This is a genomic window from Sulfitobacter sp., from assembly GCF_039977885.1.
Classification (GTDB): domain Bacteria; phylum Pseudomonadota; class Alphaproteobacteria; order Rhodobacterales; family Rhodobacteraceae; genus Sulfitobacter.
In genome coordinates this window covers 87,971-109,020 of sequence record NZ_JBDWCI010000008.1, presented here as the reverse complement: position 1 = coordinate 109,020, position 21,050 = coordinate 87,971, and the positions used below count along the sequence as shown (strand labels likewise).

Here is a 21,050-nt window from a genome sequence, read left to right as displayed (position 1 = left end):
CCCAATGTCCTGTGATCAGGCATCAACGTCATCCACATCGGCCTGACCTGATAGCGCGCGGCGCACGATGCTCCAGCTCAGACCAATGGCAAGCACAAAGCTGAGCGCGCCGAGGCCAAGCCAGACATTGAGGCTGGGGTCCTGAAGGCGTAGCACGCCCAGATCATAAAGCACCCAGATGCCGGCCCCGACCACGGCCAATACAAGGATCATGCCAAATGCGCCGATGCTGCGCAGGGTGGCACGTAGATAAATGATATAGCCGATCAGCAGCACCAGTCCGGCCAGCACGGCGATCGAGACATTCATCCCGCCATAGCTGCGCACCCATTGCACATAGTTATATTCGGTGGGGTTAAAGGTCGCGGCAAGCAGCGCAAAGGCGCAGATCCAGCGTATGAAAAAGCCCATTTTCAGTCGTCCTTGGTCCTGTTTGCGCGCTTTATCCGGTCAAGTGGGGCAAAAGTCTATGCTCGGCGGGCAGTTTGCGGTTCCATGCCGCCGCACAGGGCGCTATACGGGCGCGGGTTTGCACCATGCATGCCGCACGTGCTCCCCGCAGCTTTGAGAGGAATATCATGGCCAATGTTGTTGTCGTAGGCGCCCAATGGGGCGACGAAGGTAAAGGCAAGATCGTCGACTGGCTGTCCGAGCGTGCCGATGTGATCGCACGTTTTCAGGGCGGGCATAACGCCGGTCACACGCTGGTTATTGACGGCGAAGTGTTCAAACTGAGCTTGCTGCCGTCGGGCATTGTGCGCGGTGGCAAATTGTCGGTGATCGGCAATGGTGTGGTGCTGGACCCTTGGCATCTGAAAAACGAAATCGAGGGTCTGCGCAGTCAGGGTGTGTCGATCACGCCCGAGTCGCTGATGATCGCGGAAAACACGCCGCTGATCCTGCCGATCCACGGTGAGCTGGACCGCGCCCGTGAGGCGCAAACATCAGTTGCCAAGATCGGCACAACAGGGCGCGGCATTGGCCCCGCCTATGAAGACAAAGTGGGCCGCCGTTCGGTCCGTGTGGCCGATTTGGCCGATGACGCCACGCTTGAGCTGCGTGTGGACCGTGCGTTGGTTCACCATGATGCGCTGCGCCGTGGTTTGGGGCTTGAGCCTGTGGACCGCGCGCGCCTGTTGGCCGATCTGCGCGCCATTGCGCCGACCGTTCTGGAATACGCCGCACCGGTTTGGAAGATTCTCAACGAGAAGCGCAAAGCGGGCAAGCGAATCCTGTTTGAAGGCGCGCAGGGCGCGTTGCTGGATATCGACTTTGGCACATACCCGTTTGTGACTTCCTCCAACGTGATTGCAGGGCAGGCGGCAACGGGCACGGGCATTGGCCCTGGCTCGATCGATTTTGTTCTGGGCATCGTGAAGGCCTATACCACCCGCGTGGGCGAAGGCCCGTTCCCGGCCGAGCTGGATGATGCGGATGGTCAGCGTCTGGGTGAGCGGGGCCATGAGTTTGGCACTGTGACAGGGCGCAAACGCCGCTGTGGTTGGTTCGATGCGGTTCTGGTGCGCCAGACCTGTGCGACTTCGGGCGTCAACGGCATCTCGTTTACCAAACTCGACGTGCTGGACGGGTTCGAGACGCTCAAGATTTGTGTGGCTTATGAGCTGGACGGCAAACGGTTGGATTACCTTCCCACCGCCGCCGACCAACAGGCGCGCTGCACGCCGATCTATGAGGAAATGCCCGGCTGGTCACAATCCACCGAGGGGGCGCGGTCGTGGGCGGATCTGCCTGCGGAAGCCATCAAATATGTGCGCCGTGTCGAAGAGCTGATCGAGTGCCCTGTGGCGCTGTTGTCGACATCGCCCGAGCGGGAAGATACGATTCTGGTCACGGACCCGTTCGAGGACTGATCTGCCGCAATTGAAACCTACGCGGGCTGCGTCATGTTGAATGCAGCCCCGTAGACAAAGGATGATCGCCATGGCCCTAAGTTACAAAGCCCGCCGCCGCTGGTCGCTGTTTGTGCTGCTGATCGGGCTTCCGGTGTATATCGTGGCGATGATCTGGATCATTGCGCAATTTGACCGCCCGCCTTTCTGGCTGGAACTGCTGATCTATATCGGTTCGGGTGTGCTCTGGGCCTTTCCGATGAAAGCCGTGTTCAAGGGCGTGGGACAGGCGGATCCCGACGGGCCTGCCGATCCACTGCAATGAAAGCGCCCGTTCCCATCCTGCGTAGTTTCAACGCCGAGCTGTCGAAAGAGTTCTATCTCGACTTTCTGGGCTTTGAGCTGGTGTTTGAACATCGCTTTGATCCGGATGCGCCGCTTTATATGGCGGTGAAATCGGGCGATTGCGAAATTCATCTGTCAGAGCATTTCGGCGATGCCTCACCTGGCGGGGCGGTGCGGATCGAAGTGGCGGATGCTGCGGCAATGTCGGTGGCGCTGAAGGCGAAATCATATAAATACGCAAAACCCGAATGGCAGCGGCAGGAATGGGGCTGGGATGAGATGTCGATCAAAGATCCTAGCGGCAATCGGCTGATTTTCTGCGCGAAATCTACCTAATCATTACCCGTTTTCCCTGATTTTTGTCATGGGTTGCACGCGAACGGCCCCCAAGGGGGATGTTTTGGACAATATAGGTCAATGTCGACTTTCCACGAGCCGTTCAACATACGGTTGTTATTTGGAAAAGGCGTCGCTCTAATGGTTCAATTAATATGCCGGTCGCTAGATGGAGTGATATTTTGAGATTGAAATTAAAGAATGTGCGCGGTGATTATGGTGCCAATAATGACCTGATGTTGAGCTACAATAAGCATCAGGCGGCATTTGCAGAGAGCGCACAAGCCACGTTTCTAAAGATAGAAGATGCGATTTCAAAAACGGGTGAGAAAGGCAAGATGCCTCTCTGACATGGCTACGATCAGATACCGGATTACGTCCACAGCACTGGCCCGGCGGCAAAGCGTAATATATCCCAAGTCAGAACAGGGCGCGGCATCTGCCAGTTTTACGCTTTGCTGGCAGCGCAGAAAAGACCGGAAACCATATTGGAATTTGGTGCAGCTTTCGGCGCGAGTGGGATGTATTGGCTGGCAGGTCTCGACATTGTTGGTAAAGGTCATTTGGTCAGCTTCGAGCCGAATGAACTATGGTGCTCTATCGCGCGCGCAAACTTTGAAGCAATCAGCGATCAGTTCATACTGACAGCAGGGACATTCGAAGACAATTTGTCGTTGGTGACCCCCAAAGCAACGATCACTCTAATTGATGCTATCCATACGAAATCTGTCGTGCTGGCGCAGTTTGAGCTTGTGAAACAGGTAAGCCAATCAGGTGCATTGGTTATTTTTGACGATTTAGGATTCTCGGATGACATGTGGGAGTGTTGGCAAGAAGTCTGCGATTCACCGGACATTTCATCGGCATGGCATATTGGAAACCGTGTAGGCATTGTCGAGCTGTTATAGCGGTATGAACACATGATCTGTAATTGACGCGTCCCACAACCATGGTTCTGGGACAGGTGTGCGGATGCAGAGGAGGTGCGGTTCGAGCCCAATTTGACCGATGCTGTGCGGTTCACGGATATCCGCTATCACGAGAGAGCCACAAACCTTCAACAACCGCTTGGGTTTTGAACGGGGTTTGTGGCTGCATAAATTATGGTAGTTTGGGCGTGTGCCAAAAAGGAGGGGTTGTGGAAGGGTCTTGCACGGCGATAGTGCTGGCGTTTCCAACACGAAGCTGGTCGATCCCGAGCTGTATAATTCGACGTAACGGACAATCAGAAACAAGCCTTCTGTTTTCTCGCATTGATAAGTCTTCTCTAATTCTGCACTTTGGCTTCAAATTAAGAATTGAGACATACAGGATCTGATTGGTAAAAATGGTTAAGAAAACTCTAGCGCTTACAATCGGGTCAATCCGAATTATCTTCACAACCGGCCGCATATTGGCTTTTTTGCTTTTTCTTAGCTTTTTCGTAGCCAGCCATACAATCACTGCGCTGGCTGCCATCACAAGCACTGCAATTTCAGCTGTGGCGGGAACAACGTCCACCGTTGTCGGGCGATCAAAAGCCAAAACTTTTGACCTGACCACACAAAATACGCGGCTAAGGGCAGATCTCGATATTGAGAAACGCCGTGCTTCCAGCCTTATTGCAGAGAATGCGCGCATTCGACAAGCTGATGCTGTTACATTCAGAGGGCGGTCGACTACGGTTAAGCAAGCCACACAAGAAGTTCTTGATCGCACCATGAATCGGACAGCGCGATCAACCCTCGCAAACGTGTCCAGTATCCCGGGTGAAAGCATTCCAGTCTACGGGGTTGCGATTGTCCTTGCAGCAACAGCATACGAGCTCAAGACAGCTTGTGATAACATGACTGATCTTTACGATCTTCAAGTCGCTCTTGATCCTAAAACTGCTCGCTCGGATGACAGAAATGCGGTTTGCGCCATACAGATTCCGACAAAACAAGAAGTATGGACCAGTATAAAGCAATCTCCTCAAACTGCTTGGGACACGAGTATAGCAACGCTTGATAGCGTAACTGACAGTGTACGAACGATGGAAACGCCTGAGTTTGGCGGTATGTGGCAACGGTTCACCAACTGGATCGGGGGACGTCTTTAGAGCAATTTGACAGGCGTAATTTGCGAAACCTGAACTATTCCCAACTCCCGACATACCGTCTCCCTAAAACGACCGTTTGTTGAACGGTCCGCTGAAGCGGACACTGGTGCGTGTGAAGCGAAGGTCTGAAAAGTCCCGCATAGCGGACCTCGACATCTCTCCCAAAAGCCGTTCCTTTTGGCATAGTCTAAAACCGCCCGAATTTACGCCGCTAAAAACCATTCAAAACCTGACCGGTTTTGGCTGTGTGACGATAGCAAACATGCGTGACGTTGCAGAATATCGGTAATCTGGCCTCGGATCTGCAATTTGCTGCGCCTTGTGCGAACGCTAGTTTTGTCGACTGGGTGATAAAACGATGTCGGTTGTGGCTGCCAAACCTTGCAGGTTTTCGATGCTTGGTGGTCAGCAATTTCGGCTCGCTGTGCAGTTTTCTGCGCAGCCTATTCAGCCAATGCAAAAAGGCGGACCCTGAGGCCCGCCTTTTGTCATTCTACGGTCTTCAAAATCAGCCTGCCGCGCGGGCGTCCGGCTTGAAGCTGATCTGGTCGGAAGCCTGAAAACGGCCCCCTGCCAGTTTTTCGATTTTGCCTTCGCGCAGCAATTTGCCAAAGCAGCGCAGGCCGTCTTCGCGGGTAAAGTTCTCTTTTTCTACCTGACGCACTTTGGTCATCAGCTGCGGGCGCGAGAATTCCTCGTGACCCTCGACAAAGGACAGGTAGGCCGCAGCAGCTTCGAGCAGGTCTGGCAATTGCAGCGCGCCCATTTCAGCGGCAAAATCGGCAAAGCTGGAGGCGTCGGGCGAATCCTGCTCGGCAGCGGTTGGCACGGCGGCGACAACGCGGCGCGGGCGCACCGGGGTCACGTGGCGCGGCTCGGCTGTGTCGATGCGTTGCTCGGCCACCAGCTTGAGCGGCGCAGGACGCGGCTCGCTTGGACGCTCGGTGCGGGGGCGGTCGCTGCCGGTGGGACGGCGCGGGCGCACAACGCTGGCCAGATCTTCACGGTAGGCTTCGTCGTTGTCCCGTTCGTCCAGCGTTCCGCCAACGGCTTCGTCAGCTTTTTTCGCGGCAACCGCTGCGCGCAGGTGGGCGAATGCATCGCGGCGTGTGCTGCCTTCGGGCTCGACCATCTGGTTTTCGGTTTCTTCCATCAAGCGGGAGAAGCTTTCATCGGCACCGGCGTCAAGTTTGGCGCGGGAAGGCTCGGCCGGGGTGTCCTGCTCGTCGGGCAGGTCGGCGTCGGCTGTCTCCGCGATTTCGAGCTCTGCGGCTTCTTCGGCGGCAGCGGCTTTGGAGGCGGCCATATCCGCTTCGAGTTCGGCCAGCTCGCGGGCCAATTCGGCCTCTGCTTCATCGCTGAGGCTGGATTTCGGGGCGTCTGCCGGTGCAGCGGCCTCGGCTTCGTCCTCGTCGTCGTATTCTTCCAGCTGACCGGATTTGATCGCCGCCTCGAGGGTGGCGCGCTTTACCTTGAGCACGCGGGCGCGGGGGGCTGCGGGTTTGGCAGGCGCGGGGGCTTCTGCCTCGGTCTCGGCCTGAGCGGGCGTTTCGGGGGCGGCGTCGAACATATTGTCGTCATCCTCCCGGTCGCCGTCTTCATCCATTGCCGACAGGATGTTGCCAGAGAGATCATCGTCGGCCTCGGGCGCGTCGTCTTCATCAACCATGAGGTTGTCGAGATTGGCATCGACCTCATCATCGGCTTCATCTTCGAGGCGGCTCAAAATGGCAGCGATGTCGTCGTCTTCTTCTTCTTCCGCAGCGTCCGGGGCATCCTCGGCTGTCACTGGTTCAAAAGCGTCATCTTCCTCCAGCGCATCCTCGATGTCGCGAAGAGTGGTGGACAACATGTCCGAGTTATCCTCGGACTGCACATCAGCGATGTCTGCCATGGTATCGGTGTTGTCGGCATCGGCATGTTGGTCTTCGGAATAGTCGAGTGTGGCTACGGCCTCGGGTTGGTGGGAGACCACGGCGCGGATGCGCTTGAGCTTTTCGGCAATGCTATCGGCTTTGGCGCGGGTTTGCGCAGGCTCCTGGTCTGTCTCGATCTCCTCGACGATGTCTTCTTCGGGTGCATCGGAGGCTGAACTGTCCGCAAAGAAGGCTTCGACCTCTGCGTCAGGAAGGCTGGGCACGATGTCATGTTCGGGATCATCAGACAGGGCTGCGGCGGGGGCTTCGGCCTCTGCTGCGGTTTGCCCGGTCATATCTTCTACGATCTCGTCCGCGGCTTCGGTAGGGGCGGCATCGGCGATAGATTCGCCTTCGGGAGCCGTTTTTGCGGACGGAGTGTCATCCTGAGCGGCGGTGTCGGGGATATCCTGAACCGGCGCTGCGGCCTGTTCAACGGAGGCCTCGGGGGCAACAGGGGCCTCGGGCGCGGTGGTGTCCACTGCGGGAGGGGATTGTTGCGAAAGTTCGCGTGCGGAGAGGACGATGCGGCCCTCATCTTCGCGGGCGTCCACCTGCCGCGAAATTTCCCGTTGGGCGATACGTGCCAGCATTTGTGCGTCCGGCTGTACGGGTTCTGCCCCAAAGTAGCGGTCATCGGCGGACAGATCGCGGAAATACTCGGCAATGGCCTTCATCGTCCCGAAGGAATCATCGAATCCTTCAAGGGTGCATGAAAAAGTACCATAGGATACTGTAAGAATCTTGTTGCTGTTAATCATCGGATGCTCGTCCTCTGCGCGTTTGTTGCGACAGGATTACCATGATATCCAAGACAAAAGCGGCCCGAAACTGTGCCGGGGTCGGTATCATTGTGTGACCTAATTGTGGCCATACAGTCATTTTGAAATGAATTGCATATGTCTGAAGCCATTTGTCAAAGTCCCGATCCGGTTGCGCTTCTTGGTGGGGGGCAGGCTACCGCATCAGATATTGCGGAGGTCTTAAGTATCGCCCCCAAACTGGTGGCGGTGGATGGCGGGCTGGTCACGGCTTTGTCCGCAGGGGTGACCCCATGGGCGGTGATCGGTGACATGGACAGTGCGCCCCCAGACGCGCTGCAACATATCCCGAAGGCGCGCCAGCACCGGATAAGTGAACAACAATCTACCGATTTCGACAAGGCTCTTCGTCATGTGCAGGCGCCTGTGGTGATTGGCGCGGGGTTTTGCGGCGGGCGTATTGATCACCAGCTGGCGGCCTTTCACACGCTGTTGGTGCGCGCAGACCGGCCCTGCATCCTGCTGGCCGAAGAGGAGGTCGTCTTGATCGCGCCGCCTGTTCTGGCGCTGGATACGCAGGCGGGGGATGTTGTGTCGCTCTTTCCTTTGGTGCCGGTCGCAGGGTGCAGCACGGGGTTGGAGTGGCCGATTGACGGGCTGGCCTTTGATCCGGCGCGCTTTGTGGGCACGTCAAACCGTGCGATGGGGCCGATGCGCCTGGAGATGGAGGGGCCGGGGATGCTGCTGATTGCGCCGCGCCGCTATCTTAGGCCGCTGGTGGCGCAGTTTTTGCAAGGCGGCGCGCGGTGGCCTGTTCACGCAGGATCACATATATCCCCGACGCCACCGTCAGCATAATCCCGAGGGCTGCCACAGTATCAGGCAGTTCGCGGAACAGCCAGAACCCGACAATCGTGGCCACGGGGATTTCGAGATATTGCATCGGTGCCAATGTGGCACTGGGGGCAAAACGCAACGACCATGTCATCAGCAGATGTGCAAATGTGCCCAACAGCCCGATCGCGACGAGCAAAGCCCAATCCATTGCGGCGGGGATCACAAGGCTGGCAGGGGCGAACCCTGCGAGTGTGCCCCATAGGGTCAGGGGCAGCAGCAAAGCGATTGCTATCACGCCGCTGATTGCTTGCAGGGCGACGGGGTCGGCCTCTTTGGCGATCTGGCGGGTGGTGAGCATGAAAAGCGCAAAAAGGACAGCAACAGCGAGCGGCAAAAGTGCGACCCAACCAACGGCAAGGAAATTTGGCTGGATCACCAGCAATGTACCGATAAAGCCCACCGCACAGGCCGCCATGCGGTGCAGGCCGACTTCTTCGCCCAGTATAAAGTGGCCCAGCAACAGCATGATAAAGGGCATCACAAAGACAATAGCAATTGCATCGGCCAGCGGCAGATAGCGCAGGGAGACGAACATAAAGCCAATGCCAAGAATATGCAGCATGGTGCGGATCAACGTCAGCCGCCATGCCCGCGCAGACAGCCGCCAGTTCATCCGGCTCAGCATCACCAGCGGGATCAGGACCACCGCCTGCACCGTAAAGCGGGTCAGTACAAGTTGTCCCAGCGGGATGGAGGGGCCGAGAATTTTGGCAATCGCATCGCCCAATGGTGCGAGGATGCAAAAGCCTAGCATCAGCAAGATGCCGAGAAGGGGGCGGTCAGTATTCATAGCCGAAGGGGTAGGCTTAGCCGCGGTTGCTTGCAAGGAGAGTTAGGGGGCTCCCTGGAGAAACTGCGATGGGTTGGTCCGATTAATTGCATCTTGTGCATCCCGTTTGATTTTCGGGAATTTCCAGCCGGGTCTGCTTTTTTCCAGCTTAAGCAACGTTGCTAAAACCAATTGGGGGTGTCCCTTTTCAATGGCGCGGGTCAGTGTTGTGCGTGAGACGGCTTGAACACCACGGGCTCTTCGAAGCCGGAGGGCAAAGTCATCCGGGCTTAGGCGCCCCTCCAGGGCTGCACCGCAAATGTCGGATTGAAGGCCCCGAATGATCAGCCTGCGCATGGTGTCATGCCCTCCGAAGGGGATTTTCATCAGGTTCAGGTTAACACCCGCATTTTGTAATCTCGCAACGTGCTCACGGTCGGCGGGTTCATAAGGATCATAAAATAGGGTAACTTCCCGCGCTGTTCGGGCCTCATGCGCACCATCGACGTAAGAACCAGACCAATCACCCCGCGCAAAGCTGGTACGGTAGCGGGTTTCAAATGGAGCCTGCTCCGGATCCAGACTGGTTTGAGGTGAAAACACCACGACCCGCGCATTGGGTGCTGCGGAGACATAGGCGAGCGCGCCATAGCCTCCCATAGAGCTTCCGTAAAAGACGACATTTTCAAAGCCATCAAAGAAACCATCTGCCTTTAGCTTGTCAAAGAAACGGGTCAGGTCGCCGTGCCGGAACCAATCATTACGGCGGCGCATGACAATTCCCAGGTGGGAGTGATTTTGTTTCGCCAGAAAACCATAGCCCCAAGGAAAAGCAGGGCCGGGTCGATCACGGCATTTCATATTGTCGAATGTCACAACGAGGGTTTTGCGCGAGCGCCGGTAAAAGAGGGCGGTGTGGCGGCTCATGCTATGTGCAAATCCAGATTCCATCGCAACCCGGGCCGGCTCGCGGTGACGCGGCATAATATCTTTCATCTAAATGGCGACCTCTATTATAGGTTGTATCTAGCTAGGAGCCAAAGAACATCGAAGGTCGAAATAGGCCTTCAAAACGCAGTGTGCTTTGGCTGTGGATGAATGCGCACTGCGCTAATTGACGCTAGTCACATCGAAAAGTGACAGATTTTAGATTTTTATAAGAAAAATTAAAGGGATGGCCGAGCTGCTAGCGGTCTGTCGAATTATGAGGACCGTTGGGGCAGACGTTCATCTAGGTAGGCCGTAATCGCTGCTGTTGTGTTCTTTCTTTTGCGCGGGCGGGCGTATTCCGAAATGTATCTGCGATATAATTGATCGCCGATCAGAAAGGGCATGGTTGTTTCTTGTTCGCTTGCCGAGATGACGTTGCTGCTCAGGAAGGCGTCCCAATCATTCTGGCAAATGCCCGAACGGCGGTTTTGCGGTTGGGTGCGGTTGTGGATTTGTAGCCAAACCAGAAAACGCGCAGCGTCTTTGGCCGTTGGGTGCCATGTTTCACCCTGTATATCCACACCATAAATAATGCCGTCCTTATAATGCGCGTTGATCCCGACAAAATCATTGTGCGTTGCTGCATGGAGGATGGGACATCCCTTTATCGTCTGTGCTTGAGCCTCCATTGCATGGATAAGCTGTTTCAGGAGCGTCAGATCAGCAGGATCAGTGATAGCGTCCAAGTTTTTCTTCCGGAGCCTTTTGATCCAGAAGTTTGGGCTGAAGCTGCCCTCATGACGGCGTGGTGCTGTATAACGGGCAAGCCATCTACCGCTGTGATTGAGCAGGTCGCGCCGTTCATTGCCTTCCAGCCCCGATAGGACGTCGCCAAGGCGCGGACCGGGGGCAAAGCTGAGCATGACAATTCCCTCGCTCGGCCAGGCCATCCGGCATGTGTTGGCCTGACAATCGCCGTCACCGAACAGGGCTTCGATATAATCGAGCTCGCTTTTCAACTTACGCACAGTCTGGTCTGCTGTGGCTTTGAAAAACTGCTTTACGACGACATTTTCGCCGTTCACCCGAACAGAAAATACACAAGCAAATCGGGAGACTTTAAGCGGCGTGAGATCGCTTAGGTCGTGGATCTCGGGCTGGGCGCGTAAAAAGGCTTCGATATCTTGCGTGGCTTGTTCTTGCGCGATTGCCTTGCTTAACCACGCCGGTAACTCAGCGTTGTTTGATGTTGTATCGAGAGGCTGGGAAACTTTGGTTGTCTTCATGATCATCTTGTCCATATCGACAGCCATGAAAGGCAGCAAAGAAGGCCGGTAGCCTCGACTTACTACACGGTAGCACGAATTTTGCAAAGCGTAAGGGCGCCGGATTGCTGCTGCTATCAACAGTTCGGTATGTTGACCGCCAAGCCGCCCAGTGACGTTTCTTTGTATTTCTCACTCATGTCGGCACCGGTCTGGCGCATGGTCTCAATGCAGGCGTCCAATGGCACCAGATGGGTGCCGTCACCGCGCAGGGCGAGGCTTGCAGCGGATACCGCTTTGATCGCGCCAAGGCCGTTGCGTTCGATACAAGGCACCTGAACCAAACCACGCACGGGGTCGCAGGTCATGCCGAGATGGTGCTCGAGCGCGATTTCGGCGGCGTTTTCGACCTGTTCGGGCGTGCCACCCATCACCGCGCAAAGCCCAGCGGCGGACATGGCTGCCGCAGAGCCGACCTCTGCCTGACAGCCCGCTTCGGCGCCCGAGATGGAGGCGTTGAATTTGACCAACCCGCCGATGGCGGCGGCGGTGAGAAGGAAATCTTCGATGTGGCTCTCTGAGGCACCGGGGACATGATCGAGGTAGTAGCGCAGCGTGGCGGGTAGCACACCTGCTGCACCATTGGTGGGCGCGGTGACGACTTGGCCGCCTGCGGCGTTTTCCTCATTCACGGCCATGGCATAGGTGCTCATCCAGTCGTTGATGGTATGCGGCGCGGGCTGGTTCAGGCCGCGTTCGGCCAGCAGGGCCTCATGGATGCCTTTGGCGCGACGTTTGACGTTAAGGCCGCCGGGTAGGGTGCCGTCGGTCTCTAGCCCGCGATTGATGCAGTCGTTCATCACCTGCCACAAGCGTTTGGTGCCGCTGCGCAAATTATCCGCACCTCCGCGCGATTCCTCATTGGCGCGTTTCATCGCGGCGATGGATTTGCCCGAGGCATGGGCCATCTTGAGCATCTCGGCTGCTGATTTGAACGGGTAGGGCACCGGCGCGCCCTCGTCGGTGTCTTTGCCTGCGGCCAGTTCCTCTTCGGTCATGACAAAACCGCCGCCGATAGAGTAATAGACCTGCCGCAGTGTTACGTCACCTTGGGCGTCTGTGGCCATCAGGGTCATGCCGTTGGCGTGGCCGGTCAGAGGGGTTTCATAGTCAAAGATAATATCCTTTTTCGGGGCAAAGCGCAGGGGCGGCAGCCCGTCTACCTCGATGGTGTGGGTGCGCGTGATGGCGCTCAGGACAGCTTCGGCCTGTTCGGCCTCATAGGTTTCAGGGGTAAAGCCCGCGAGGCCAAGGATGGTGGCGCGGTCGGTGGCATGGCCGACGCCGGTAAAGGCAAGGCTGCCGTGTAGGGAGGCGCGCACGCCTGCAAAATGGAAGGGCGATGCCCGCATCAGGTCAAGAAAACGCGCGGCGGCGACCATCGGCCCCATGGTGTGCGAAGAAGAGGGGCCAATGCCCACTTTGAACATATCGAAGACAGATAGAAACATCAGGTCGCACTCCCTTGGGGCGGGTTGGCATAGTTCGGCGCAGTGAAAGGGTTGGCTCCCAATCCTTCGGCGGTTTGCAGGGCGTGGGTACAGGGGCGCGCCTCTAATGCGGTACATATCTGCGCCAAGGCGGGGGTGGCATTGAGATCGAACCAGCGGCGGTCGGTGTCGGTGGGATAAAGCGCGCACCAGCGCAGGCACCCGGCGAGATAGAATTGCAGGGCATCGGGCAGGGTGCCGTTGAAACCGCCTGGCGGGTTTGCTGCCAATGCGTCAAGCTGGTGCAGGGCGGATTTGATTGTGCCGTGCAGCCCCTGCCGCAGAGCCGTTTGGGCAGCTGTATCATCGGGGATGTATTTATCGGGATAGAACATCATGCGCAGGGCAGGGTGCAGGGTGTTGGCGATATAGAACAGCCATTTGAGGTAGTCGGCGCGCGCAGGATGGTCGGGGGCCACGCCAATCTCGCCGTGGCGGTCGCCCAGCCAAAGCAGGATTGCACCTGTTTCGAAAATGGGACCTTGCGGGGTTTCCAGCACGGGGATCAACCCGTTGGGGTTAAGCGCCAGATAGGCAGGCTTGCGCTGGGCATTGATTGCGCGGTCGACCAAGGTCGTGTGATAGGGCTGGCCCAGCTGTTCAAGCGCGAGGCGAATGATCAGGGAGGCATTGTCAGGGGCAAAGTGCAGGGTATAGCTCATTCCCTTTTTGTGCGGCAAAGCCGGGCCTGCCGCCTGTCTGAATGCGACGGAACGGCGCATGTTTCGGGCGTGGGGGAGCGTGGGGGCAATTGCCTCTCGCACCGCGCGCGCATCTTTCCTATAAGCAGGGCGAGTCCCCAATCGGAGCTGCCCTATGTCCTCGGAACTGTCGCCCATCGATAAAGCGAAATTCGTAGCCGCCAAACGTGCGGCGCAATTTGTAGAGGACGGCATGCGTGTCGGCCTTGGCACCGGATCGACCGCCGCATGGCTGGTGCGTTGTCTGGGTGAGATGGTGCGCGATGACGGGTTGAAAATCCGCGGTGTGCCGACATCCACGCGCACGGCGCAACTGGCGCGCGAAGTCGGGATCGAGGTTATCTCGCTGGATGAGGCAAAGTGGCTGGATCTGACGATTGACGGCGCGGATGAATTTGACGGTGACCAGAACCTGATCAAAGGCGGCGGCGGCGCATTGCTGCAAGAAAAGATCGTGGCCACAGCCAGCGACCAGATGGTTGTGATTGCCGACATCGGCAAAGAGGTCGAGCATCTGGGCGCCTTCCCGTTGCCCATCGAAGTAATCCCTTTTGGCTGGCAGACCACGCAGGCGTTGGTCGAAGAGACGCTGATCTCTATGGATGTGCTGGGCCGTAAAAGCACGCTGCGCATGAATGGCGACCGTCCTTTTGTCACGGATGAGGGCAACCATATCCTTGACCTGCATCTGGGCCGCATCGGCAACCCGCGCCAATTGGCGCTGGTGGTCAACCAGATGCCCGGTGTGGTGGAAAACGGTCTGTTCATTGATATCTGCGACACGGTTGTGATCGGCTATGGCGATGGTCGTGTAGAGGTGCGGGACATCAACGAAGGCACCGTCGATACCGAACGTCTGGATTTCGTCGAGAGTGACAATCTGTTTTCAGACCTGAGCGAATAGGCTCTGGCGCGGCGGGCCATTAGCTTGCTGCGGCTTTGCGGCACAGGTATTTGATCGGGGCCGATATGGTCATTGGCACTGTGCCGCGCTAGACATGCAAAAATCAATCGCACAGCGGAGAGCTTTAGATGTCCGAAGACCAGTTTGACTATGACCTGTTTGTTATCGGTGGCGGTTCGGGCGGCGTGCGCGCGGCGCGGGTTGCGGCAGGTGAATATGGCGCCCGCGTAGGACTGGCCGAAGAAGACCGCTATGGCGGGACCTGCGTCATCCGGGGCTGTGTGCCGAAAAAGCTGATGGTGTTCGCATCGACCTACCGTGACATGTTTCAGGATGCCCGCGACTATGGTTGGGATGTCAAAGACGGCGATTTCAACTGGGATAATTTTGCAGGCAAAATGCGCGGTGAGCTGGACCGCCTTGAAGGTATTTACCGCAAGCTGTTGGATAACTCTGGCGTGGACAAGTTCGACGCGCGCGCCACGCTCGAGGATGCGCATACGGTAAAATTGTCTACCGGTGAGGAAAAGACCGCGAAACATATCCTGATCGCCACGGGCGGCCGCCCTGTGCGCCTGCCGGTCGAGAATGCGGAGTTGGGTATTATTTCAGACGATATTTTCCATCTTGATACGCTGCCTAAATCCATGCTGATCGTGGGCGGCGGCTATATCGCTTGTGAATTTGCCTGTATTTTGCACGGTCTGGGCGTTGAAGTGACGCTGATGTACCGCGGTGAGCAGATCCTCAACGGTTTTGACAACGAGGCACGCACATTGGTGGCCGAACAGATGGGCGCGCGCGGCATCATCATGCAGGACGGCACCAATATCGCCCATATGGAAGACCGCGATGGCGGCACATGGGTCAAGACCGATACCGGCCTCGAAAAAGTTTATGAAAAAGTATTCTTTGCCACCGGTCGCAAGCCGAATTCGGCTGATATGGGGCTGGAAGCGCTGGGCATTGGTATGGGCAAGGGCGGTGCCATCGAGGTGGATGAATACAGCCAGACCTCTGTGCCATCGGTCTATGCAATTGGCGATGTGACGGACCGCGTGAATCTCACGCCGGTTGCGATCCGCGAGGGCATGGCCTTTGTCAAAACTGTCTTTGGTGGTGAGCCTACGCCGGTGGATCATGAACTGATCGCTTCTGCCGTGTTCACCCAGCCTGAAATGGGCACCGTGGGCCTGTCCGAGGAAGAGGCGCGCGCGCAAGAGCCGATCGAGGTTTATGCGACCACCTTCAAACCGATGCAGACATCTTTTGCGGGGCGCGATGACCGCGTGATGATGAAGCTCGTCGTGAGCCAGAAAACCCGCGTGGTTCTGGGCTGTCACATCGTCGCACCACAATCGGGCGAGATGATCCAGATGGCGGGCATCGCGATTAAAATGGGGGCCACAAAAGAGCAGTTTGACCAGACCTGCGCAGTGCATCCCACGATGTCGGAGGAATTGGTTACGATGCGCACGCCAACGCGGACCTCGTAAGGGGCGGCAAAAGGCGATAGGGTCGTTCGTAACAGCGGGCGACATACCTTGAAATAAACGTGTGAACGTACAAATTAGACAGTATACGAAAATTCGCACCCCGTCGGGGTGACATACGACAAGCCTGCCCCCATGCGGGGCGACTTACAGAGGGAAATATATATGGCTGGCAACACAGGCGGTCCTTGGGGCGGCGGTGGCAATTCAGGCGGCGGCAATCAGGGCGGCGGCAACAAAGGCGGTGACAACCGTGGCAACAACGGCGGCGGCAATAATGGCGGCGGCGGAGAAAAGCCTCCTATCCCCGAGATCGACGAGCTGGTCAAAAAAGGTCAAGAACAGCTGCGCGTTCTGATGGGTGGCGGTGGCCGCAAGCCTACCGGTGGAGGTTCGGGTGGCGGCGGGGCCAATGGTCCGATGCTGACCCGTGGCACTGTTGGTGTCGGTGTGTTGGTTGCGGCGGCCGCGTGGTTGTTTGCCTCGACCTACACGGTACGGCCCGAGCAACAATCCATTGAGCTGTTTTTGGGCAAGTTTTCGGGCATCGGCACGCAGGGTCTGAACTTTGCGCCATGGCCGTTTGTGACCGCCGAAGTTTTTGACGTCACCACCAACCGCACCGAAACCCTGGGTGTGACCCGTGGCGGTAGCGGCAATGATGGTTTGATGCTGACCACCGATGAAAACATCGTTGATATTGATTTCCAGGTGGTCTGGAACATCAAGGACGCCGAAGATTTCAAATTCTCGCTGCGCGATCCTGATGCTTCTGTGCGTGCGATTTCCGAATCTGCGATGCGCGAAGTGATTGCTCAATCCGAACTTGCGCCCATCCTCAACCGCGACCGTGGTCTGGTGGAAGAGCAGGTAAAGACGTTGATCCAGACAACATTGGATAACCGCGAGACGGGCATCAACATTCTGCGCGTAAACGTGAACAAGGTCGATCCACCCAGCCGCACGGTTGTCGTGACGGACGCAAATGGCACCAGCAGTCAGGTGTCGGTTGTGGATGCCTTCCGCGACGTTCAGGCCGCCGAGCAGGAGCGTGACCGTCTGGAGCGTCAGGCGGATGCCTATGCGAACCAGAAAACAGCCGAAGCGCGCGGTGAAAGCGCCAAGCTGCTTGAAGCTGCCGAGGGCTACCGCGCACGCGAAGTCAACGGTGCCATCGGTGAAGCCAGCCGCTTTGAGGCGGTGCTGAACGAATACCGCAATGCCCCTGATGTGACGCGCAAGCGTCTGTATCTGGAGACGATGGAAAAAGTATTCGGTGACGTGGACAAGATCATTCTGGAAAATAACACCGGCGGGGACGGCGGGCAGGGCGTGGTCCCTTATCTGCCGCTGAACGAATTGCGCCGCAGCGGAGGAGATAACTGATGAACAAGGGTAATTTCCTGATCCCGATCGCGGTCATTGTTGCTGCGGGCGTGTTGTCTTCGATCTTTGTTGTGGATGAGCGCGAAAAGGCGCTGGTCCTGCGGTTTGGCCAGATCAAACAGGTCGTGACCGATCCCGGTATCGGGTTCAAAGTGCCGATGATCGACGAAGTTGTGCGGTTCGAGGACCGGATCATGTCGCTTGAGACACCTGTGATCGAAGTCACGCCGGCCGATGATCGCCGTCTCGAGATCGACGCCTTTGTGCTGTACCGCATCGACGATGTTGAACAATACCGCCGCGCTGTCGGCTCGGGCGGTGAAACCCGCGCAGCCAGCGACCTTAGCGGTATTCTCGAATCGCAAATCCGCGCTGTGCTGGGTAGTCAGGGTGTGACCTCGAACACGATCCTGTCGCCAGAGCGTTCCGCGCTGATGGACCAGATCCGCACCCAGTCGGATGCGCGTGCAAATGCCTTGGGCCTTGCGGTTGTGGATGTGCGCCTGCGCCAGACCAACCTGCCAGAGCAGAACTTTGACGCGACCTTGCAGCGGATGATCGCCGAGCGCGACCGTGAAGCCACGGACGAGCGTGCGCGTGGCCGTGAAGCGGCGCAACGTGTGACTGCCCTTGCTGACCGGACGTTCGAAGAGATCATCTCGGAAGCGCGCCGCGATGCACGGATTATCGAGGGTGAAGCCGACGCCGAGCGCAACCGCGTCTTTGCCGAAGCATACTCCAAAGACCCTGAATTCTTTGAGTTTTACCGCTCATTGGCCGCCTATGAAGAGTCGCTGAAAGGGGATAACTCAACCATGGTTTTGTCGCCTGACAGTGAGTTCTTCAACTACTTGCGCTCTGACCAGGGGCGTCGCTCGGAAGAGGGCGAACAGCGCTAGGCGCGAAAGCAGTGATTTCAAAGAGGGCCGCACGATATGTGTCGGCCCTTTTTTTATATTTAAATGCATTTGCCAGTAACGGGCCCGTCATCAAGTGTTGAATTCGCTGTGACAAGGTACATCTTTCATGTTGCGAAGGGTGCGTGCAGGATGCACTCTGAGAGCCCATAAGCCTTCACAGCGGGGGCCACGTGCCGCAAAGCTGCTGTGTGAGTAACGTCAAATCCGCCCCTTTGGGGCATGATGTCGATCAGGAGACACTATATGCAGCCCAAGGCGGTCGCCCGGACACAGTCCCGAACTCTTTCAACCCAGATGCGCGCGGCCCTGATCGGGCTTATGGCATTGACCATGATTGTTGCCCAAACGGTTATGGCGCTGGCCAAACCCGAAAGCCTTGCACCGCTGGCCGAGAATATCAGCCCGTCTGTGGTGAACATCACCACCTCCACATTGGTGGAAAACCGGACAGGCCCACGCGGCATTGTACCCGAAGGATCGCCCTTTGAGGATTTCTTCCGTGAGTTTCAGGACCGTAATCAGGACGACGAGGGCGATACGCCCGCACCGCGTCGTTCTTCTGCGCTTGGGTCGGGGTTTGTGATTTCCGAAGATGGCTATGTCGTGACGAACAACCACGTCATTGAAGGTGCCGATGAGATCACAATTGAATTCTTCTCGGGTGAGGAGCTGATCGCCGAGGTGATCGGCACAGACCCCAACACAGATATTGCGCTGCTCAAAGTCGAAGCCGACAGCCCGCTGCCCTTTGTCAGCTTTGGCGATAGTGACGCAGCGCGTGTGGGCGATTGGGTGATTGCCATGGGCAACCCGCTTGGTCAGGGGTTTTCTGTCTCAGCCGGTATCGTGAGCGCGCGCAACCGTGCGCTGTCGGGGACCTATGATGACTACATCCAGACAGATGCAGCGATCAACCGCGGCAACTCGGGGGGGCCGCTATTCAACATGGACGGTCAGGTGATCGGTGTGAACACGGCCATCCTGTCGCCCAATGGTGGCTCGATCGGGATCGGTTTTTCCATGGCCTCCAATGTTGTGAACCGCGTTGTGGACCAGCTCAAGGAATTTGGCGAAACACGCCGCGGATGGCTTGGTGTGCGCATTCAGGATGTGACGCAGGATGTGGCTGATGCCATGGGCCTCGCAAGTGCATCGGGCGCGCTGATCACCGATGTGCCGGAAGGTCCGGCCGCCGAAGCAGGTCTGGAAACGGGCGATGTGATCCTGTCCTTTGACGGTGTGGATGTCTCGGATACACGCGGCCTTGTGCGGCAAGTCGGCAACAGTCCTGTCGGGGCGACTGTGCGCGTGACCGTGCTGCGTGAAGGCAAAAGCCAGACCATTCCGGTGGTATTGGGTCGCCGCGAAGACGCATCAAACGCCGATGCACCCGCCGCCGAGGAAGAGCCGGAAGAGCAGCCCGAAGCAGAAGTGTCTTCGTTGTTGGGTCTGACCGTGACGCCACTGACCGATGATATCCGCCAGGAACTTGGCGCGGATGCATCCATGCAGGGCCTGGCTGTGACTAACGTCGAGGACGGCTCGGAAGCCTTCGAGAAGGGTTTGCGCACCGGCGATATCCTGACCGAAGCGGGCCAGCAGAAGATTTCGACGATTGCCGAGCTGAACGAGCGTGTGGAAGCCGCCCGTGACGCTGGTCGCAAGTCGCTTTTGCTGCTGGTGCGCCGTGCAGGTGATCCACGATTTGTGGCGCTGACGCTCGACGAAGAGTAACGCGGGACCAATGTTCCAATAAAAAGGGCGCTCCAGACGGGGCGCCCTTTTTTTATGCCGGACCGAACCGGTCGGTTATGGCGTGCGCGGAATGGCTACGATCCCCAGCGCGCGTGCTGTGTCGATGGACAGTACATCACTGTGCAGCCCTTCTGCCGATTGCACAGCCAGCACTGCCGCGCGGGTGTCCCTATCCAGATTTCCGGTGATCGGGCCGTCATAAAGGCCGCGCACCTGTAACGCCCGCTGCAGGGTCGAGACGAATTCGACGGTAAAGGCAGGCGGGCAGGGGATCTCGAACCAGCGGTCGGTCCGCGGTGTTACGATCTCTTGCCGTGTTTCAGAGCGGTATTCAGGCAGCGTCGCAATCGAGCCGTCAGGGTTGGTCTCGGCCGGGGTGACAAGGATTTGTTCGGTGATTGTCTCGATCACGGCAGGCGTTGGAATTTTCCCCCAGCAGGTGCCCGCTGGTGCGCCCGGAGGGGCCAGCCCGTTGCCGACAATCACGCCGCTTTCGGTGACGGTTTGCCCCTGGCTGCAAGCGCCCAACAAAGCAGCGCCTAAAAGAGCTACAAAAAGGCGCGGTGCCTTGGGGGAAGCGGGGGGGTGTATCATGGCCCGATACCTTTGGGTCTATGCTGTGTGCCTATTGCTTAACCTGTTTGCATCACCTTGACTAGAACCGCCATACACAGTGACGCGATGCCGCGTAAAAGGGGCTGGTATGCCGTACAGGGCTTGCGTAGAAAAGGGTGAATTTTTTGGAAAAGGGCAGCTTTCATGGCCAAGATTACCTACGTTGAACATAACGGAACTGAGCATGTGGTCGAAGTGGCCAGCGGGCTCACCGTGATGGAAGGCGCACGCGACAACAATATCCCGGGCATTGAGGCGGATTGTGGCGGGGCCTGCGCCTGTTCGACCTGTCACGTTTATGTGGATCCTGCTTGGGTCGAAAAGGTCCCTGCAAAGGACGAGATGGAAGAAGACATGCTGGATTTTGCCTGTGCGCCTGATCCTGCAACATCCCGTCTGACCTGCCAGATCAAGGTCACTGATGATCTGGACGGTTTGCGCGTGAAAATGCCTGAAAAGCAAATCTAAGCATGGCGGGGCCGCGACCTGCGTTGTTGGGGCGGCTTATGCACCGCGCAACCCAGCTATTGTGCGCGGCGCTACTGGTGCCGGTTGCGGCCTCTGCCCAACCGGCGCA

At 57.5% G+C, this 21,050-nt stretch carries 21 protein-coding genes; 13 read left to right on the top strand and 8 right to left on the bottom strand.

Translation table 11 applies throughout. From position 1 onward, the window contains the following. Nucleotides 1-15: 15 nt before the first annotated feature. Nucleotides 16-411: a DUF6524 family protein gene (locus ABJM03_RS05135; RefSeq protein WP_348297524.1), complete on the bottom strand. Its 396-nt coding sequence runs from the start codon at nt 409-411 to the stop codon at nt 16-18. Nucleotides 412-578: 167 nt separating this feature from the next. Here ABJM03_RS05135 and ABJM03_RS05130 point away from each other — a divergent pair, with 167 nt between their 5' ends. The 6 genes from ABJM03_RS05130 (at nt 579) to ABJM03_RS05105 (ending at nt 4,611) form a co-directional block, all read left to right on the top strand. Next, complete coding sequence (locus tag ABJM03_RS05130) at nt 579-1,871, top strand: adenylosuccinate synthase (RefSeq protein ID WP_348297523.1); 1,293 nt, start codon at nt 579-581, stop codon at nt 1,869-1,871. 70 nt (nt 1,872-1,941) lie between these two features. Then, the gene (locus ABJM03_RS05125; RefSeq protein WP_348297522.1) at nt 1,942-2,175 is read left to right on the top strand and encodes a DUF2842 domain-containing protein; all 234 of its coding nucleotides are present in this window, start codon (nt 1,942-1,944) and stop codon (nt 2,173-2,175) included. Next, nucleotides 2,172-2,531 (top strand): glyoxalase superfamily protein, encoded by a 360-nt coding sequence (locus ABJM03_RS05120; protein WP_348297521.1) that lies wholly within the window; start codon nt 2,172-2,174, stop codon nt 2,529-2,531. The genes ABJM03_RS05125 and ABJM03_RS05120 overlap by 4 nt, the downstream gene beginning before the upstream one ends. A gap of 182 nt (nt 2,532-2,713) precedes the next feature. Then, nucleotides 2,714-2,881, top strand: a complete 168-nt coding sequence (locus ABJM03_RS05115; protein ID WP_348297520.1) for a hypothetical protein — start codon at nt 2,714-2,716, stop codon at nt 2,879-2,881. A 138-nt stretch (nt 2,882-3,019) separates the two neighbouring features. Next, the gene (locus tag ABJM03_RS05110) at nt 3,020-3,439 is read left to right on the top strand and encodes a class I SAM-dependent methyltransferase (RefSeq protein ID WP_348297519.1); all 420 of its coding nucleotides are present in this window, start codon (nt 3,020-3,022) and stop codon (nt 3,437-3,439) included. Nucleotides 3,440-3,858: 419 nt separating this feature from the next. Then, on the top strand, nt 3,859-4,611 hold the full coding sequence (locus ABJM03_RS05105) for a hypothetical protein (protein WP_348297518.1): 753 nt from the start codon (nt 3,859-3,861) through the stop codon (nt 4,609-4,611). A gap of 508 nt (nt 4,612-5,119) precedes the next feature. Here ABJM03_RS05105 and ABJM03_RS05100 read toward each other — a convergent pair. Next, nucleotides 5,120-7,288, bottom strand: a complete 2,169-nt coding sequence (locus ABJM03_RS05100) for a hypothetical protein (protein ID WP_348297516.1) — start codon at nt 7,286-7,288, stop codon at nt 5,120-5,122. 138 nt (nt 7,289-7,426) lie between these two features. Here ABJM03_RS05100 and ABJM03_RS05095 point away from each other — a divergent pair, with 138 nt between their 5' ends. After that, nucleotides 7,427-8,146: a thiamine diphosphokinase gene (locus tag ABJM03_RS05095; protein WP_348297515.1), complete on the top strand. Its 720-nt coding sequence runs from the start codon at nt 7,427-7,429 to the stop codon at nt 8,144-8,146. Here the strand turns inward: ABJM03_RS05095 and ABJM03_RS05090 are convergent. The 5 genes from ABJM03_RS05090 to ABJM03_RS05070 all read right to left on the bottom strand — a co-directional run bounded on the left by ABJM03_RS05090 (nt 8,055) and on the right by ABJM03_RS05070 (nt 13,361). Continuing rightward, on the bottom strand, nt 8,055-8,975 hold the full coding sequence (locus tag ABJM03_RS05090) for a DMT family transporter (RefSeq protein ID WP_348297514.1): 921 nt from the start codon (nt 8,973-8,975) through the stop codon (nt 8,055-8,057). The two genes, ABJM03_RS05095 and ABJM03_RS05090, sit on opposite strands and share 92 nt — an antisense overlap. A gap of 42 nt (nt 8,976-9,017) precedes the next feature. Further along, on the bottom strand, nt 9,018-9,950 hold the full coding sequence (locus tag ABJM03_RS05085) for a hypothetical protein (protein ID WP_348416074.1): 933 nt from the start codon (nt 9,948-9,950) through the stop codon (nt 9,018-9,020). A 206-nt stretch (nt 9,951-10,156) separates the two neighbouring features. Continuing rightward, entirely contained in the window at nt 10,157-11,185 is a 1,029-nt protein-coding gene (locus tag ABJM03_RS05080) for a hypothetical protein (protein ID WP_348416072.1), read from the bottom strand. Between the two features lie 101 nt (nt 11,186-11,286). Continuing rightward, nucleotides 11,287-12,660, bottom strand: coding sequence for an L-serine ammonia-lyase (locus tag ABJM03_RS05075; RefSeq protein ID WP_348297511.1), 1,374 nt, complete (start codon nt 12,658-12,660; stop codon nt 11,287-11,289). Next, a complete protein-coding gene (locus ABJM03_RS05070) occupies nt 12,660-13,361 on the bottom strand; it encodes a glutathione S-transferase family protein (RefSeq protein WP_348297510.1) in 702 nt (233 codons plus the stop codon). Before ABJM03_RS05070 ends, ABJM03_RS05075 begins: the two co-directional genes overlap by 1 nt. Nucleotides 13,362-13,515: 154 nt before the next feature. On the opposite strand from ABJM03_RS05070, the gene rpiA reads away from it, so the two are divergent. From rpiA to ABJM03_RS05045, 5 genes are all read left to right on the top strand, one after another. Continuing rightward, complete coding sequence (gene rpiA, locus ABJM03_RS05065; protein WP_348297509.1) at nt 13,516-14,304, top strand: ribose-5-phosphate isomerase RpiA; 789 nt, start codon at nt 13,516-13,518, stop codon at nt 14,302-14,304. Between the two features lie 128 nt (nt 14,305-14,432). After that, nucleotides 14,433-15,800, top strand: a complete 1,368-nt coding sequence (gene gor, locus ABJM03_RS05060; protein ID WP_348297508.1) for a glutathione-disulfide reductase — start codon at nt 14,433-14,435, stop codon at nt 15,798-15,800. A 162-nt stretch (nt 15,801-15,962) separates the two neighbouring features. After that, nucleotides 15,963-17,183 (top strand): FtsH protease activity modulator HflK, encoded by a 1,221-nt coding sequence (gene hflK / locus ABJM03_RS05055; RefSeq protein ID WP_348297507.1) that lies wholly within the window; start codon nt 15,963-15,965, stop codon nt 17,181-17,183. Further along, complete coding sequence (gene hflC, locus ABJM03_RS05050) at nt 17,183-18,082, top strand: protease modulator HflC (protein WP_348297506.1); 900 nt, start codon at nt 17,183-17,185, stop codon at nt 18,080-18,082. Before hflK ends, hflC begins: the two co-directional genes overlap by 1 nt. 264 nt (nt 18,083-18,346) lie before the next feature. Continuing rightward, a complete protein-coding gene (locus ABJM03_RS05045) occupies nt 18,347-19,837 on the top strand; it encodes a DegQ family serine endoprotease (protein ID WP_348297505.1) in 1,491 nt (496 codons plus the stop codon). Between the two features lie 75 nt (nt 19,838-19,912). Here the strand turns inward: ABJM03_RS05045 and ABJM03_RS05040 are convergent, their stop codons facing one another. Further along, a complete protein-coding gene (locus ABJM03_RS05040) occupies nt 19,913-20,452 on the bottom strand; it encodes a peptidoglycan-binding domain-containing protein (protein ID WP_348297504.1) in 540 nt (179 codons plus the stop codon). A 165-nt stretch (nt 20,453-20,617) separates the two neighbouring features. Here ABJM03_RS05040 and ABJM03_RS05035 point away from each other — a divergent pair, with 165 nt between their 5' ends. Next, nucleotides 20,618-20,941 (top strand): 2Fe-2S iron-sulfur cluster-binding protein, encoded by a 324-nt coding sequence (locus tag ABJM03_RS05035; protein ID WP_348297503.1) that lies wholly within the window; start codon nt 20,618-20,620, stop codon nt 20,939-20,941. The last annotated feature ends 109 nt before the right edge of the window (nt 20,942-21,050 follow it).

Excerpts from the sequence above, each read along its gene's own strand:
- ABJM03_RS05135 (WP_348297524.1), bottom strand. The coding sequence starts at position 411 with ATGGGCTTTTTCATACGCTGGATCTGCGCCTTTGCGCTGCTTGCCGCG.
- ABJM03_RS05130 (WP_348297523.1), top strand. The coding sequence starts at position 579 with ATGGCCAATGTTGTTGTCGTAGGCGCCCAATGGGGCGACGAAGGTAAA.
- ABJM03_RS05125 (WP_348297522.1), top strand. The coding sequence starts at position 1,942 with ATGGCCCTAAGTTACAAAGCCCGCCGCCGCTGGTCGCTGTTTGTGCTG.
- ABJM03_RS05120 (WP_348297521.1), top strand. The coding sequence starts at position 2,172 with ATGAAAGCGCCCGTTCCCATCCTGCGTAGTTTCAACGCCGAGCTGTCG.
- ABJM03_RS05105 (WP_348297518.1), top strand. The coding sequence starts at position 3,859 with ATGGTTAAGAAAACTCTAGCGCTTACAATCGGGTCAATCCGAATTATC.
- ABJM03_RS05100 (WP_348297516.1), bottom strand. The coding sequence starts at position 7,288 with ATGATTAACAGCAACAAGATTCTTACAGTATCCTATGGTACTTTTTCA.
- ABJM03_RS05095 (WP_348297515.1), top strand. The coding sequence starts at position 7,427 with ATGTCTGAAGCCATTTGTCAAAGTCCCGATCCGGTTGCGCTTCTTGGT.
- ABJM03_RS05090 (WP_348297514.1), bottom strand. The coding sequence starts at position 8,975 with ATGAATACTGACCGCCCCCTTCTCGGCATCTTGCTGATGCTAGGCTTT.
- ABJM03_RS05085 (WP_348416074.1), bottom strand. The coding sequence starts at position 9,950 with ATGAAAGATATTATGCCGCGTCACCGCGAGCCGGCCCGGGTTGCGATG.
- ABJM03_RS05080 (WP_348416072.1), bottom strand. The coding sequence starts at position 11,185 with ATGGACAAGATGATCATGAAGACAACCAAAGTTTCCCAGCCTCTCGAT.
- ABJM03_RS05075 (WP_348297511.1), bottom strand. The coding sequence starts at position 12,660 with ATGTTTCTATCTGTCTTCGATATGTTCAAAGTGGGCATTGGCCCCTCT.
- ABJM03_RS05070 (WP_348297510.1), bottom strand. The coding sequence starts at position 13,361 with ATGAGCTATACCCTGCACTTTGCCCCTGACAATGCCTCCCTGATCATT.
- rpiA (WP_348297509.1), top strand. The coding sequence starts at position 13,516 with ATGTCCTCGGAACTGTCGCCCATCGATAAAGCGAAATTCGTAGCCGCC.
- gor (WP_348297508.1), top strand. The coding sequence starts at position 14,433 with ATGTCCGAAGACCAGTTTGACTATGACCTGTTTGTTATCGGTGGCGGT.
- hflK (WP_348297507.1), top strand. The coding sequence starts at position 15,963 with ATGGCTGGCAACACAGGCGGTCCTTGGGGCGGCGGTGGCAATTCAGGC.
- hflC (WP_348297506.1), top strand. The coding sequence starts at position 17,183 with ATGAACAAGGGTAATTTCCTGATCCCGATCGCGGTCATTGTTGCTGCG.
- ABJM03_RS05045 (WP_348297505.1), top strand. The coding sequence starts at position 18,347 with ATGCAGCCCAAGGCGGTCGCCCGGACACAGTCCCGAACTCTTTCAACC.
- ABJM03_RS05040 (WP_348297504.1), bottom strand. The coding sequence starts at position 20,452 with ATGATACACCCCCCCGCTTCCCCCAAGGCACCGCGCCTTTTTGTAGCT.
- ABJM03_RS05035 (WP_348297503.1), top strand. The coding sequence starts at position 20,618 with ATGGCCAAGATTACCTACGTTGAACATAACGGAACTGAGCATGTGGTC.